This is a genomic window from Streptomyces platensis (assembly GCF_008704855.1).
In the GTDB taxonomy this organism is placed as follows: domain Bacteria; phylum Actinomycetota; class Actinomycetes; order Streptomycetales; family Streptomycetaceae; genus Streptomyces; species Streptomyces platensis.
In genome coordinates this window covers 7,706,365-7,720,266 of sequence record NZ_CP023691.1, presented here as the reverse complement: position 1 = coordinate 7,720,266, position 13,902 = coordinate 7,706,365, and the positions used below count along the sequence as shown (strand labels likewise).

The 13,902-nt window shown below is 70.9% G+C and carries 11 protein-coding genes; 7 read left to right on the top strand and 4 right to left on the bottom strand.

What is annotated here, in order from left to right; translation table 11 throughout:
* Positions 1-206: 206 nt before the first annotated feature.
* Complete coding sequence (locus tag CP981_RS34085) at positions 207-1,619, top strand: amino acid permease (RefSeq protein WP_085922330.1); 1,413 nt, start codon at positions 207-209, stop codon at positions 1,617-1,619.
* Between the two features lie 137 nt (positions 1,620-1,756).
* Here the strand turns inward: CP981_RS34085 and CP981_RS34080 are convergent, their stop codons facing one another.
* Positions 1,757-2,200, bottom strand: coding sequence for a hypothetical protein (locus CP981_RS34080; protein WP_085922331.1), 444 nt, complete (start codon positions 2,198-2,200; stop codon positions 1,757-1,759).
* 229 nt (positions 2,201-2,429) lie between these two features.
* Positions 2,430-3,041 carry a GOLPH3/VPS74 family protein gene (locus CP981_RS34075; protein ID WP_085922332.1) on the bottom strand — a complete coding sequence of 204 codons (612 nt, stop codon included), beginning with the start codon at positions 3,039-3,041 and terminating at the stop codon, positions 2,430-2,432.
* 322 nt (positions 3,042-3,363) lie between these two features.
* Here CP981_RS34075 and CP981_RS34070 point away from each other — a divergent pair, with 322 nt between their 5' ends.
* The 4 genes from CP981_RS34070 to CP981_RS39310 all read left to right on the top strand — a co-directional run bounded on the left by CP981_RS34070 (position 3,364) and on the right by CP981_RS39310 (position 9,555).
* Positions 3,364-4,230, top strand: a complete 867-nt coding sequence (locus tag CP981_RS34070) for a DUF4190 domain-containing protein (protein ID WP_085922333.1) — start codon at positions 3,364-3,366, stop codon at positions 4,228-4,230.
* A gap of 227 nt (positions 4,231-4,457) precedes the next feature.
* Positions 4,458-6,266: an HSP90 family protein gene (locus tag CP981_RS34065; RefSeq protein WP_085922334.1), complete on the top strand. Its 1,809-nt coding sequence runs from the start codon at positions 4,458-4,460 to the stop codon at positions 6,264-6,266.
* Positions 6,263-9,253, top strand: coding sequence for a hypothetical protein (locus CP981_RS34060; protein ID WP_085922335.1), 2,991 nt, complete (start codon positions 6,263-6,265; stop codon positions 9,251-9,253). The genes CP981_RS34065 and CP981_RS34060 overlap by 4 nt, the downstream gene beginning before the upstream one ends.
* Before the next feature lie 179 nt (positions 9,254-9,432).
* On the top strand, positions 9,433-9,555 hold the full coding sequence (locus tag CP981_RS39310) for a hypothetical protein (protein ID WP_280117056.1): 123 nt from the start codon (positions 9,433-9,435) through the stop codon (positions 9,553-9,555).
* Positions 9,556-9,564: 9 nt separating this feature from the next.
* Here CP981_RS39310 and budC read toward each other — a convergent pair whose 3' ends face one another.
* Positions 9,565-10,338 carry a meso-2,3-butanediol dehydrogenase gene (gene budC, locus CP981_RS34050; protein ID WP_085922336.1) on the bottom strand — a complete coding sequence of 258 codons (774 nt, stop codon included), beginning with the start codon at positions 10,336-10,338 and terminating at the stop codon, positions 9,565-9,567.
* A gap of 526 nt (positions 10,339-10,864) precedes the next feature.
* On the opposite strand from budC, the gene CP981_RS34045 reads away from it, so the two are divergent.
* Positions 10,865-11,521, top strand: coding sequence for a TetR/AcrR family transcriptional regulator (locus CP981_RS34045; protein WP_085922337.1), 657 nt, complete (start codon positions 10,865-10,867; stop codon positions 11,519-11,521).
* On the opposite strand, the gene CP981_RS34040 is transcribed toward CP981_RS34045, so the two are convergent.
* Positions 11,512-12,996 carry an LVIVD repeat-containing protein gene (locus CP981_RS34040; protein WP_085922338.1) on the bottom strand — a complete coding sequence of 495 codons (1,485 nt, stop codon included), beginning with the start codon at positions 12,994-12,996 and terminating at the stop codon, positions 11,512-11,514. The genes CP981_RS34045 and CP981_RS34040 overlap by 10 nt on opposite strands.
* A 146-nt stretch (positions 12,997-13,142) precedes the next feature.
* Here CP981_RS34040 and CP981_RS34035 point away from each other — a divergent pair, with 146 nt between their 5' ends.
* A complete protein-coding gene (locus CP981_RS34035) occupies positions 13,143-13,844 on the top strand; it encodes a DUF305 domain-containing protein (protein WP_085922339.1) in 702 nt (233 codons plus the stop codon).
* Positions 13,845-13,902 lie beyond the last annotated feature (58 nt).

Here is a 13,902-nt window from a genome sequence, read left to right as displayed (position 1 = left end):
CCCACGGGCAGAGCGGGGTGGCAGGGTGCGACACGGTGCGACGCCACCAGGACCCACCCCGAAGCAGACCCACTTCAATGCGTGTCGACAGCTTCACCACAGGTAAGTGAACTGTCCGCATAGCGGGCGTTCACGCCGTACGCGCAACACGTCCCCCCACACTCGTCAGGCTCACCGAACGTCACCACCAATGAACAGGCACGACCATGAGTCGGACAAACACCCGGTCACCCCAGTACTCCCCGGAGGCCGGGCAGAACTCCGAGTCCGTGTTGTCGCACGGCCTCAAGCAGCGCCATCTGTCGATGATCGCCCTCGGCGGGGTCATCGGCGCGGGGCTCTTCGTAGGCTCCGGAGTCGGCATCGCCGCGGCCGGACCGGCCATCGTCCTCCTCTTCATGGGTACCGGCGCGCTGGTCATGCTGATCATGCGGATGCTCGGCGAGATGTCCGCGGCCCGGCCCTCCACCGGCTCGTTCTCGGTGCATGCCGAGGAGGAGGTCGGCTCCTGGGCGGGGACCACCTCGGGCTGGATGTACTGGCTGATGCTCTGCGCCGGTGTGGCCGCCGAGGCCACCGCGGCGGGCACGATCATGCACCAGTGGGTGTCGTTCATCCCCGCCTACGGCTGGGTGGCGATCTTCATGGTGTTCTTCTGCGCCAGCAATCTGACCGCGGTCAAGAACTTCGGCGAGTTCGAGTTCTGGTTCTCCGCGATCAAGGTCACCACGATCGTCGCGTTTCTGGTGCTGGGCCTGCTCGGCATTCTCGGGGTGTTCGGCGACGCCCCCGGCACCAGCCATCTCACCGGCCACGGCGGCTTCTTCCCGACCGGTGTCGCCGGGCTCGCCGCCGGGCTGCTGACCACCATTTCCGGGTTCGCCGGTCTGGAGACCGTCACCATCGCGGCCGCCGAGTCCGACAACCCGAGCCGGAACGTCGCCCGCGCCGTCCGCACCGCCGTCTGGCGCATCGCCGTCTTCTACATCGGCTCCATGGCCGTGGTCGTCACCCTGGTGCCGTGGAACGACCCGAAGGTCGCCAAGAACGGCCCGTACGTCACCGTGCTCGACACGCTCGGCATCCCGGCGGCCGGCACGATCATGCAGATCGTGGTGCTGGTGGCGCTGCTCTCCGCGATGAACGCCAACATCTACGGCTCGTCGCGCATGGCGTTCTCGCTCGTCAGCCGCGGTCAGGGCCCGCGATTCCTGAGCAAGGTCACCAGGGGCGTGCCGGCGGCGGCGGTCCTGGCGTCCTGTGTGTTCGGCTTCGCGGCCGTGATCGCCGGGATCGTCTGGCCGACCACCGTGTTCGCCTGGCTGCTGAACATCGCCGGCTGCTCGGTGCTGGTCGTCTGGTCCATCGTCTGCCTCACCCAGCTGAAGATGCGCCGCCGTCTGGAGCGCGAGGCCCCCGAGCAGCTCTCGGTGCGGATGTGGGCCTTCCCCTATCTGACCTGGCTCACCTTCGCCGCCATCCTCGGTGTCTTCGCCGTCATGGCCGCCAGCCCGGACGGCCGTCAGCAGCTCATCGGCACGGCCGCAGTGGTGGCGGCGCTGGCCGGCGCCGGACACCTCAAGCAGCGCCGCGACCAACGGGCGGCCGCCACCAGCTGAGCCCGCACCTCGCTACGGCCTGTCCGGCGGATCTCGCCGCGGTCGGGGGCCCGGCCCGCCCAAAGGCGCGGGCCGCCCTGATGCGACCTGATCTGCCGGACAGGCTGATCTGCCGGACCGGCCCCGGGCCCCCTCACTTACTTCCGGACCGGCGGGCAGTAGCCGGTCTTCTCGCCGATGGAGTTGATCTCGGCGTTGGACCGTGAGTCGCCCGCGTAGTTGATCTGGTCGGTGCAGCTCGTCCCGGGCTTCTTGGGGGTGCCCGAGGGCTTGTCGCCCTTTTCCGGCACCGGGCAGTGGCCGGTCTTCTCGCCGATGGTGTTGATCTCGGCGTTGGACCTCGGGTCGCCCGCGTAGTTGATCTGGTCGGTGCAGCGCGTCCCGGACTTCTCGGCAGTGCCCGTCGGCGCGTCCTTGGCGGAGTCCCGGGCGATCTTGCGCGCGGAAGTGGGCTGGGCGGACGAGGAGGGTGCCGAGGCATCGGTGCCGCTGCCCTGGCAGGCGGTGAGCCCGAACGCGGCGACGGTGATCACCATGGCGGCTGCGGCCTTGCGGGCGTGAAGGAGGGCGGTGTGCGACATGTTCTTCCCAGTCTGTCCAGTGATTCGGGCTCGGGAGAACAAGACTGCCGGTCGCTGCTGATGATCTACCGCTGTCTTACTAACGCCCCACTAACGTCCGGGCCGCTGGCGGGTGTTGCGCCCGGTCTGGCGGGTCGTTCCTGGTGAGCAGCTTGAACGACCGGGCGCGGTGGCGGCGTGCGCAGTCAGGCCCTGAGCGCTGTCCGCGGCACATCGACACGGGGGGCGATCAGTTGCCGTCGCCCCGCCAGATGTTGTCGAAGGCGGCCTTCTCGATGGCGCGGCGCTGCCGTTCCGCCTCCAGCTCCGTGACCGCGTCATGGACGGCGGCGAGCACGGTGGACACCGCGTCGTCGACGTCGACCGGCTCGTCTCCGGTGCCTGCGGCGTCGATCCCGGCGGCCGTCGCGAGGGTGGTGAGGACGGCCTCCCGTGAGGTCCAGCGGTCCACCGCCCGGCGACGAGCGGGCGAATCGGCCAGCGCCGTCTGCCCGGCCCCGAAGGGCCGCCAGCGGCGGTGTTCCCGGGTGATCTCCCCGTCGTCCTCCAGGGCGCTCAGATAGGCCGCCGCCAGACCGTGTCCCCGGCGCCACAGCCAGTCGTCGACCGACTCGTACGGCGACTGCTGGACGAGCGAGGACGCGGCCTGGTCCAGCAGGCGGTCCGGGAGCGTCGGCCGGTAACCCGGCACGATCCGCTCACCGTCCAGTCGGACGGCCTCAGCACTCAGCAGATCGATCAGTTCGGCTCCCGCGAGCGCGAGTGACAGGTCACCCCGCTCCAGAGCGCGACCGGACTCCGCGTCCATGGCAACGATCAGCAGGTCCCGCGGTGTGGTCATGGAGAGCTCCCTGTCCGGGCATCAGCAATGGTGAGTCCATGAGCGGCCGACCCGGCCCCCTTGTGTGACGCCGAGCGCCGGCGCCCCACATGCCGCAGCCCCGTCTTGGCGACGGCGAACAGCGCAAGCCGCCCAAGCTCCGGCGGCCGGGTATCGGTCTCCGGTCCCATGGTCGCGCGTCGGACGGCTGCGCGCCCGCCGACCGCCCCGGCCGACCGCCGGATCACACCCACGACGGCTTGTCCGGACCTGCCCGAAATCCAGTGAAGAATGACCAAAGCGACTGCTAATGTCGTCAGTTCATCTACTTCGAGGACTGTGCATGACCGTGCCCACTCCGTCCGACGGCCGGCAGCCCGGTGACCGGATACCGGACGACCACGACCCGTGGAGACCGCCGCCGCCCGGCACGACGCCCCCGCCCCGCTGGGAGTCGTATCCGATGGCGCCCCTGCCGGCGCCGCAGGCCCGCAACGGCATGGGCATCACGGCCCTGGTGCTCGGCATCGTCGGCCTCGTCCTCGGCCTGCTCATCATCCTGTTCTGGATGTCCTGGCTGCCGGCCCTGCTGGCCGTGATCTTCGGCTCCGTCGGGATGAGCCAGGCGCGACGCGGCCGGGCGACGAACAAGGGCATGGCACTGGCCGGTGTGATCCTGGGTGTGGTCGGCCTGCTGGCCGCGGCCGGCGGTGCCGTGCTCACCGTCACCGCGGTGAAGAAGGTCACCGACGACGCGCGCGCCAAGGTCAAGGAGGTGAAGGCCTCCGCCTCGGCGTCCGAGAAAGCCCGCCACCTCTCCTTCGGCGAGCCCTACACCTTCGAGAACGGGCTCAAGGTCACGGTCGCCGAGCCGAAGCCGTACACCCCGGACGACTACGTCCTCGGCCACGCCAAGGGCAACAAGGCCGTCCAGGTCATCGTGAAGGTGCTCAACACCGGCACCGAGCGGGTCAAGGTGGACACCGGCCTCCCCGAAGTCAGCGACGCCGACGGAGCGTCGGCGGAGCTGTTGATCGACGGCAGCGGCCGCCAGAAGGTCATCACCGGCTATGTCCTCCCCGGCAAGGAGGCCATCGGCAAGTACGCCTTCTCCCTGCCGCCCGACGCCGCCGACAAAATCGAGGTCGAATTCAGCCCCGACGCCATGGAGTGGCAGGACGCTTACTGGAGCGGGCCTACTACTGGCTGAGGGGGCGGTTCGAAGTCGGCGCCAGGCAGGCTCCCCCACACCGAGGCCGGCTCTCCCGCACCTCCACGGGGACGGCGCCTCGCCCTCCCGCACCGCGCCCTTGACGGCACGGAATTCCATGGTCAGCTCGTTGCCGGGGCTCCTATGATGGCCAGCCCTGACCACCGGTGGCCACGGCCGCACTACCCGCGCCGTCGGGCAGCGAATGTCCTTCGGCGCACCCCTACATGACTGCTGATCACATACCGCACACCTTCCAGGTCGATCTCCGGGGCCTGGTGGATCTGCTCTCCCACCACCTCTACTCCAGCCCCCGGGTCTATCTGCGCGAACTGCTCCAGAACGCCGTGGACGCCATCACCGCACGCCGCGCCGAGGAACCCGACAGCCCCACTCGGGTGCGTTTGCACACGGAGGCCGGCGGACTGCGCGTCACGGACACCGGGATCGGCCTGACCGAGGCCGATGTGCACAACCTGCTGGCCACCATCGGCCGCAGCTCCAAGCGCGACGGCCTGGAGTCGGCCCGCGCCGGCTTCCTAGGTCAGTTCGGCATCGGTCTGCTGGCGTGTTTCGTCGTCGCGGAGGAGATCCGCGTCGTCAGCCGCTCCGCCCGCGACACGGCTGCCCCGCCCGTCGAGTGGACCGCCCGTGACGACGGCTCGTACACCGTCCGGACGCTGCCCGGGGACGCCCACCCCGAGCCCGGCACCACCGTGCATCTCACGGCCCGTCCCGGCGCCGCCGAATGGTTCGCCGAGGAGCAAGTGTGCACCCTGGCAAGGGAGTTCGGCGCGCTGCTGCCCTACGACGTACGGGTCGGGGAGGAGCCGGTCACCGATCGTCCGGCGGTCTGGGAACGCCGCTACCCGAACCCCGCCGCACGACGGGTCGCCCTCGCCCGCCACTGTCACCAGCAGTTCGGCTTCACCCCGCTCGACTCCATCGACCTCGAGGTGCCGGTCGCGGGTGTACGCGGTGTCGCCTACGTCCTGCCCGCCGCGGTCAGCCCCGCCCAGCGCGCCGGGCACCGGGTCCACCTCAAGGGCATGCTGCTGACCGAACGCGCCGAAGAGCTGCTGCCGGACTGGGCGTTCTTCGTCCGCTGTGTCATCGACACCGACAGCCTGCGGCCCACCGCCTCCCGCGAGAGCCTGTACGCCGACGAGACCCTCGCCGCGGTCCGGGACGCTCTCGGCGCGCGCATCAAGGACTGGTTCACCGGGCTCGCCGCCGGCGAGCCCGAGCGGCTCGCGCAGTTCCTGGCGGTGCACCACCTGGGCGTGAAGTCGCTGGCCCGGCACGACCGGGACGTGCTGACCACCATGCTGCCGTGGCTGCCCTTCGAGACCACGGACGGGCAGCTGTCCTTGGAGGAGTTCGCCCGCCGGCACCCCGTCGTGCACTTCACCCGGACCGTCGACGAGTACCGGCAGGTCGCCGCGATCGCCGCCGCCCAGGGCATCGGTGTCGTCAACGGCGGCTACACCTATGACGCCGAGCTCGTCGAGCTGCTGCCGTCGGTCCGGCCCGGCACCGACGTCACCGAACTCGACGCCGACACCGTCGCCGCCCACCTCGACCCGGTCGACCCCGCCGAGGAACTGGCCCTGTCGGGTTTCCTCGCCGCCGCCCGGAGCAAGCTCGACCCGCTCGGCTGCGACGTGGTGCTGCGCACCTTCCACCCGGTGTCCGTCCCCGCCCTCCACCTGGACGACCGCTCGGCCCGCCAGGAACGGGCCCGCGCCGAGGAAGAGGCACAGGCGGACAACTTGTGGGCCGGCATCCTCGGCAGCCTGCGCGGCAGCGCACCGCGCGCCCGGCTCGTCCTCAACCACCACAACCCGCTGGTCCGCAGGATCGCCCGGATCGACGACCCGGAACTCGCCGGGACCGCCGCCGAGGCGCTGTACGGCCAGGCCCTGCTGATGGCCCCGCGCCCGCTGCGGCCGGCCGACTCAGCACTGCTCAACCGTGCGTTCCTGGACCTGCTGCGCTGGGCCACGCACTCGGACGGCCAGGAGGAAAGCCGATGACGCACGAGAACACGCCGTACACCGCCGAGTCGATCCGCCACGCGCTCTGGGAGAACGACTCCGAGACCTACGGGCCGGCCCGCAACGCCCGCGCCGAGGAACTCGTCGGCCTCGCCGAGACGACCGGCGACCGGGTGCTGCTGCTCGACGCGCTCCTGGGTCTGATCGACTCGTACCAGTTCACTTCGGAGAGCGGCAAAACGCTGGTGCCGTTCGCCCGGCTGCTGCGCATGTGGGACGAGCGTCCCGCGGACTTCCACAGCCGGGCCCTGCACCGGCTGCACTGGCAGTTCAAGTGGATCGTCTACAGCCTCATCGGTAACCCCGACATCCCGCTGGACGCCGTCCGCCGCTGGCTTCCGGACATGGAGCGCCACTACCGCGTCGCCGGGCACTCGGTGCGTCCGGTCCGCGCGGCGGAGTTCCACCTCGCCCAGCACCTCGGGGACGACGGCCTGGCCGCCCGGCTGCTGACGGAGTGGACCGCCGCCGACCGCGACAGGATGAGCGACTGCCTGGCCTGCGAACTCAACGAGCAGGGCGAATGGCAGGCGGATTGCGGAGACGACGAGCGCGCCCTCGCCACCTGGGCGCCCGTACTGAACGGTGAGCAGTCCTGCGCGGAGCAGCCGCATCTCATCCTCGCGCTGTCCCTGGTGCCGCTGCTGCGCCTCGGGCGGTTCGACGAGGCCCGCCGCAACCATCTGCGGGGCTATCGCCTGGCCCGGGGCAACGGCAGTCTCGTACCGGCCCTCGCCCGGCACATCGAATTCTGCGCACTGACCGGCAACGAGGCCCGTGGCCTGGAGATCCTCGCCGAGCACGCGGCGTATCTGGACAACGGCGAGGAACCGCTCTCCCGTTTGCAGCTGCTGAGCGCGGCGGCCCTGCTGCTGCGCCGTCTGACGGAACTCGGCCACGCCGACCGGCCCGTGCCGCTGCCCGGCGACGCCCCCGTCACCACGGAGCAGCTGCTGGCCCGTACCCGGGACGCGGCCCGTGACCTGGCCCGCCGCTTCGACGAGCGCAACGGCACCGACCAGGTCAGCACCTGGGTGGCCGCGCGGATGGCCGGCACGCCGTTCACCGACCGGCTGCCCCTCGGTGTCCGCGGCGCCCGGCTCACCGCCGGCTCCCCCGCCCGTACGCAGTCCGCGCCGGAGCCCGCTCAGGAAGCGGCAGAAGCGGGGGCTGCGGCAGCGGACGGCGGGTCCACGGACCTCGCCGCGCTGCTGGCCGAGGCCCGGCGCCGCACCCTCGCCCAGCACCCGGACGCCCGCGCCGCATGGCGGGCGGTCGCCGGGGCCGCCGACCGGACCGGCACCGCACTGGACCTGTCCGACCGCGCCGAGGTGACCTACCACGCCGCCGTCGACGCGCTCGACGACCCGGAGGCGGCCGGCACGCTGTTCCGCCGGGCCGCCGAGCAGTTCGAGGCCGCCGGTGACCCCGGTGAGGCCGCCGCCGGCCGGGCCCGTGCCGCCTACACCATGGCGGTCTCCGGCCGCGCGGAGCAGGGTCTCGCCGAACTCGACGCGCTCTGCGCGGAGTTGCGCACCCTGCACGCCGACGGCCGGGCCACCGCCCGGCAGCTGACCGGGGCGCTGCTGGCGTCCGCCCGCGTACGCATGGGCACCCTCCAGGCGGCACCGGACCCCGCAGCTGCCGCGGACGCCCTCACGGACGAACTCCGTGCGCTGCTCGCCCTCGCCGAGGAACACCGCGCCGAGGACCCGCGGATGTGCTCCCGCATCGCCGACATCTCCTGCCTGCTGGGCGGCCTGCTCGCCGGGCGCGGCGACGCCCCGCAGGCAGCGGAGCTGTTCGCCCGCGCGGTGGAGCGGTACCACGAGGCCGCCGTCCCCTGGTACGCCGCGGAGGCCGAGGCCCGGCTCGCCGAGGCCGCCCTCTCGCTGGGCCGCCCGCAACAGGCCGAGCAGGCCGCCCGCGCCGCCCTCGACCACGGCGCCGGACTGTTCGAACCGCTCGGCTGCGCCCATCTCCACCTCATCCTCGCCGAGTCCCTGGCCGCCACCGGTCAGGACGACAACGAGGTGGCCGACCAGGCACTCGAAGCCACACACTGGGCCGACCAGGCGGACGGCGGCGAAGGGCTCGGCGCCTGGGCCCAGCTCGTGCTCGGCGGCGCGCTGCTGCGCCTCCGCCGCTACGACGAGTCCGCATCCGTCCTGGAGAGCGCGCTGCCGGCCCTTGAGGAGCACCACCACGAAGGCCACGTCGTGCAAGCCCGCTGGTGGCTCGGCGAATGCCTGGCGGAGCTCGACGACCACCGGCAGGCCGGTGAGCACTTCCTGCTCGCCGCCGACATCGCCAAGGGCTGGGACGGCCAGCGCGACCACGCCGTCCTCGCCCACCTCGCCGGCGACGCCCTCAACGGTGCCGGGCTGAACGAGGAGGCCGCCGCGGCGTACGCCCGCGCCGAGGAACTCTGGCGCACTCTCGGCCGACCGCAGAGCGCGGCCCGCGCCGTACGCGCCCGCGCCTGGATCACCTTGCGCACCACGGGGAGCGGCCTGCCGGTCGCCCTCGACGTGATGGCCACCGCCGAGCGCCTGCTCACCGAGGCCATCGCCGAGACGGCGGACGACGGCAGCCGCACCACACTGCGGGCCGAACTCGCCGGCACCTACCGCCAGACCGCCGAACTCCTGGTCCGCGGCTGCGACTCCGAGCCCGGCGACGAGGACGACGACGGCACCGCGCAACGCACCTACGAGGACGCCCTCGGCTACGCGGAGCAGGCCATCGCCGCCTTCGCCTCACTCGGCGAGCCCGCCCGCCACGACCGCACCGCCGCCCAGCTCATGGCCGCCTGGCTGGAGTCCGACCTCGGCCACACCTCCGCCGCCATCACCCGCGCCCGCACCGTCCTTGCCGACTACGGCGACGAGGACAGCCCCGACACCGACGACACCACAAAGCGCCGCCGCACCGAGGCGCAGGCCCTGCTCGACACCCTCGCGTAGGGCCCACTGCCCGACCCGGCTGCGAGAAACAGCGCAAGGAAGGGACCGACCGCGACGGCGATCGCGGTCGGTCCCTTCCTTTGGTACCGCCTCACGCGCGGTGCGGAGAACGACGCCCCCACGTACGCAGCCATCTGGAGGAGCGCCTGGCCGACGTCAGTCAGGGGGAGAAGTCCGCCGTGGTTCTGGACATCGACAACTCGTCGCTGGCCACCCATTACGACAAGGGCAAGCCGGTCCAGGCCATCCTGAAGGCCACGAAGTACGCGCATCAGCACGGCGCGGCGGTGCTGTTCGCGTGACGCCGCTGCTCAGAACATACGGGGCTGTCCGGAGGAGGCGCGGAGTCCGCCGTCGACCGGGAGATGGACGCCATTGACGAATCGGGCGTCGTGGCCGGCCAGGAATGCGATGACGTCGGCGACTTCCTGGGGCTCGGCCGGGCGCTGCATGGGAATGCGCTGCCGGAATGCGGCGAGAGTCGACTCGTTTTCGAGGATGGGCGCGGCCACCTCCGTGGCGGTGAGGCTCGGGTGGACCGCATTGACCCGTACGCCTTCGGCGGCATGGTCGAGCGCCATGGCATTGGTGAGGTTGACCACCGCGCCCTTCGCCGCGTTATAGGCGGCCAGCCCCCAGTCACCGCCGAGACCGGAGGCCGAGCCGACGTTCACGATGTTGCCGCCGACGGCGCGCAGATGCGGCAGTGCGGCTCTCGACATGTAGAAGACACCGTCGGCCACTACGTTCATGACCTGCCGCCAGCTGGCGGTGTCGGTCTGCTCGACGGTTCCGGCCGTGGCTGCGGCGGCGTTGTTGACCAGCACATCCAGCCGGCCGTGGTCACTGACCACTCCCTCGACGAGAGCCGTGACCGCCGCTTCGTCGGAGACATCCGCCACGCGCGCGACGATCGTCGAACCGGCGGGCGCCGCAGCGACCGTCTTGCGCAACTTCTCCTCGGTACGCCCGACCGCGATCACGGTGGCGCCGTCGCGTGCGAAACGGTCCGCCGTAGCTGCCCCGATGCCGGACCCGGCGCCGGTGATGAGAACGACCTTGCCGGCGAAGCTCTGCGCGCTCATATGTTTTCCCCTCAACTAGTTGCTATGGCGGGGCAGTTACTGCCCAGGAGAACAGGAGACCACCGCCCATTCAATGGCATGAGTCCCCTCGGCCCACGCAAGCCGACCCGACGGCACGTGTTCTGCGGTGCGGCTCGCGAAGCAGCCCCAGGCACACGGCATAAAGCGCGCCGACCGGAACAGGCGACAGGAATTCCATGCGTGATGGCATTTACGGCGTATGCCCGATGCACCGCCGGCAACGTTCAAGAACTGACGGAGAGGGACCGACCGAAGACCGGCCAAAGTGCGTTCAGAGGCACCGGGAGCGACGGGAGACCCGTTCCCTCCCCGCATGAGTCGGGGACGGCCCCTCGGCCTGGATAGTCGCAGGTCAAGAGGCCGTCCCCGGCCTCACGTTCACCCGATTCGGGCGATCCCCCGCGTCGCCCGAATCGGGCAGCTTGACCGGATCCGTTCCAAGGACGGGGATCCGGAGTCATACTGACTGCGTTGGCCCCTAGCCAGTCAACGCAGGAGTTACAGGATGTCCCCCCGCAGCGCATCGGTCAATGAAGAATTGCGGCGGCGCTCCCGTGAGCGGCTGCTCCAGGCGACGGTCGAGCTGGTGGGCGAGCACGGCTACGAGGCGACGCGGCTCGCGGACATCGCCCGGGAGGCGGGGGTCGCGCGGGGGCTGGTCTCCTACTACTTCCCCGGCAAGCGGCAGTTGCTCCAGTCCGCCGTGCACCGGCTGATGCATCGCACGCTCCAGGCCGCGCTGGAGCGGGCCCCGCGGCCGAGCGGACCGGAGGCGGGGCAGGAGCTGATGGCGCGGGCCATCGACGCGATCCTGGGGCTGGCGCATGAGCATCCGCTGCTGATGCGGACGCATATGGCGGGGATCCTGACGGCCGAGGGGTTCATCCAGTGCCCCGAGCAGCAGCGGCTGGCGCAGTTGCTGCGGGAGACGGTCGTGGCGTACGGCTCGTCCGATCCCGATGCCGACTATCCGTTGCTGCGGGCCCTGTTGATGGGGTCGGTGGTGGCGATGCTGCTGCCGGGAGCGGCCATGCCGCGGGCGCGGCTGCGTACCGAGCTGTTCCAGCGGTACGGGCTGGTATGGGAGTGGGGAGTCCCGCCGGACGAGGGACCGCCCGGCGGGACGCGGATACCGGGACCGGTGCGGGACGGTCAGCGGTAGTCGGGCTGGGTCTGGGCGTTGAGTTCCCGGAGCCGTACCGACTTGGCGCTGTCCGTCCGCCGGTCGTCGAGGGCGAGGATGTCGAAGCCCTTGGCGATGTCGTTGGAGTAGACGTGGCCGTTGTAGTAGTACGCGGACCAGGCACCGCCGGTGACCAGTGAGTCCGTGGAGAGCGGACCACGTTCGAAGTAGCCGATCTCCTTCGGGTGCGCGGAGTCGGTGAAGTCCCAGACGGAGACGCCGCCCTGGTACCACGCCTGGACCATGAGATCGCGGTTCCTGGCCGGGATCAGCGAACCGTTGTGGGCTACGCAGTTCTCGGTGTCGGCCTGGTGGCGCGGGATCTTGTAGTAGCTCTTGAAGACGAGCTTGCGATGGCTGCCCTTGCCGGTGATGTCGTAGATGCCGTCGGCACCGCGGTTCGGCCCGGTCTGCTCGTTGCAGGTGGCCGCCGCGCCACCGCCCAGCTCATCGGTGAACACCACCTTGTTTCCTCGTTCGTTGAAGGTGGCCGAGTGCCAGAACGCGAAGTTGACGTTGTCCTGGACCCGGTCGATGACCTTGGGCGCTGCCGGGTTCAACAGATCCATGAGGATGCCGTCGCCCATGCAGGCGCCGGCGGCCAGCTTCAGCTTCGGGAAGGTGGTGATGTCATGACAGCCGGTGGTCTGCGAAACCCCCGGGTTGGCGGGGCCGCCGGGGTTGCCGCCGTCCGGGAAGAGCACGGGGAAGCCGATGACGGCGGCCTTCTCGGGTGCGGCACGCGGGACCTTGACGACGGAGATGCCGTCGTGCGGCGGCCGGCAGTCGGGGAATGCCTCGCTGGGTGCGTACGACGAGACATAGACGTAGACGTTGCGGCCCTCGGGGAGCAGCGTGTGGGTGTGCGAGCCGCAGGCGGTCTCGACGGCGGCGACGTAGCGGGGGTGCTTCTTGTCGCTGATGTCGAAGACCTTGATGCCCTCCCAGGAGGACTTCTCCGTCGCCGGCTGGGTGGTGCTGGCGCAGGAGTTGTCGCTGCGCGAGGAGTCCGTGGACAGGAAGAGCAGGTTGCCGGAGACCGAGATGTCGTTCTGCGACCCGGGACAGAGCACCTGGCTCACGGTCCTGGGGGCCGCGGGCCGGGAGATGTCGTAGATCACGAAGCCGTCGTAGTTGCCGGCGAACGCGTACTTCCCCTGGAAGGCGAGGTCCGAGTTGGTGCCCTGGAGCGCCTGCTTGGGGAGGTGTGCCAGCGGGCGGACGTTGTCGCTGTGCACGACCTCGTCCACGCCGGGTATCTCGCCGTTCCTGATCGCGGCCCGGGTGTCCGCCTCCTGACCGCGGCTCACCTTCTGGGCGGCGGAGGGGTGATCGCCGGGGTCGGGGGTCGCGGCCGCCGGTCCGGCCACGAGGAGAGCGGCCGCGAGCCCGAGGGCCGCGGTCACCGCTCCGAGGGATCTGCGCCGCACGCGGGGTCTGTGCAACGACGTCACGAGGACCTCCCTGAAGTCCGTTCCGAGGTGAACGGTTCTCGGCCCGAGTATCGCGCTACTCATGTACATATCAAGAGGAGAGGATGAAGATGTCACACCCCGGCACCCGCGGAAGCGGGCGGACGACGGCCGGGCGGCCCCCATGGATGGTCCGGCGGACAGGAAGGTGTGCGGTGAAGCGTCCCAGGAGAGCGAGCGTCCTCGTCGCGGCCGGCTGTGGGCCGGTGCTGGCCCTCGCCCTTGCTCTGAGCGGCTGTTCGGCCGATGACGACGCCAAGGCGAGCGCAGCGGACGGACCGAAGGTGCTGGCGCCGGGCAGGCCGGGGGAATCGGCCCGGATCCTCACCTCCGACGAGGCCAAGAAGGCGCGCCGCGACGACTCCCCCAACCCTGCGGACCTCGCCTACGTCCAGATGATGATCCCGCACCACCAGCAGGCGCTGGTGATGACGGACCTGGCGAAGCGGTATGCCGACAGCGGGCAGGTGGGACGGCTGGCGGGGCGGATCGCCGCTGCCCAAGGGCTGGAAATCGGCGCCATGAAGGGCTGGTTGAGCAGCCATGGCGGGGATCACGAGGCGGGCGGGCACCCGCACCACGACGGGGAGATGCCGGGGATGGCGACCGCCGACGAGCTCGACCGGCTGCGGGCGGCACGCGGCGCGCGGTTCGACGCGCTCTTTCTGAAGTTGATGACCGCCCACCACCAGGGGGCGGTCTTCATGGCGACGGAAGTGCTCTCGGAGGGCAACAACGCGCTGGTGGAGGAGATGGCGAGCGAGGTCATCGCACAGCAGGGCGCCGAGATCGGGCGGATGCGGCGGATCCAGGCCGAGTTGACGCCCTGAGGCCCACGCCACCGGGGCCTGTCACCCCGGCCCTCGTGGGCCGGCGGCGCGGCATCCG

What these genes read in the sequence shown, in the direction of transcription:
- CP981_RS34085 (WP_085922330.1), top strand. Translation starts at nt 207, where the DNA reads ATGAGTCGGACAAACACCCGGTCACCCCAGTACTCCCCGGAGGCCGGG.
- CP981_RS34080 (WP_085922331.1), bottom strand. Translation starts at nt 2,200, where the DNA reads ATGTCGCACACCGCCCTCCTTCACGCCCGCAAGGCCGCAGCCGCCATG.
- CP981_RS34075 (WP_085922332.1), bottom strand. Translation starts at nt 3,041, where the DNA reads ATGACCACACCGCGGGACCTGCTGATCGTTGCCATGGACGCGGAGTCC.
- CP981_RS34070 (WP_085922333.1), top strand. Translation starts at nt 3,364, where the DNA reads ATGACCGTGCCCACTCCGTCCGACGGCCGGCAGCCCGGTGACCGGATA.
- CP981_RS34065 (WP_085922334.1), top strand. Translation starts at nt 4,458, where the DNA reads ATGACTGCTGATCACATACCGCACACCTTCCAGGTCGATCTCCGGGGC.
- CP981_RS34060 (WP_085922335.1), top strand. Translation starts at nt 6,263, where the DNA reads ATGACGCACGAGAACACGCCGTACACCGCCGAGTCGATCCGCCACGCG.
- budC (WP_085922336.1), bottom strand. Translation starts at nt 10,338, where the DNA reads ATGAGCGCGCAGAGCTTCGCCGGCAAGGTCGTTCTCATCACCGGCGCC.
- CP981_RS34045 (WP_085922337.1), top strand. Translation starts at nt 10,865, where the DNA reads ATGTCCCCCCGCAGCGCATCGGTCAATGAAGAATTGCGGCGGCGCTCC.
- CP981_RS34035 (WP_085922339.1), top strand. Translation starts at nt 13,143, where the DNA reads ATGGTCCGGCGGACAGGAAGGTGTGCGGTGAAGCGTCCCAGGAGAGCG.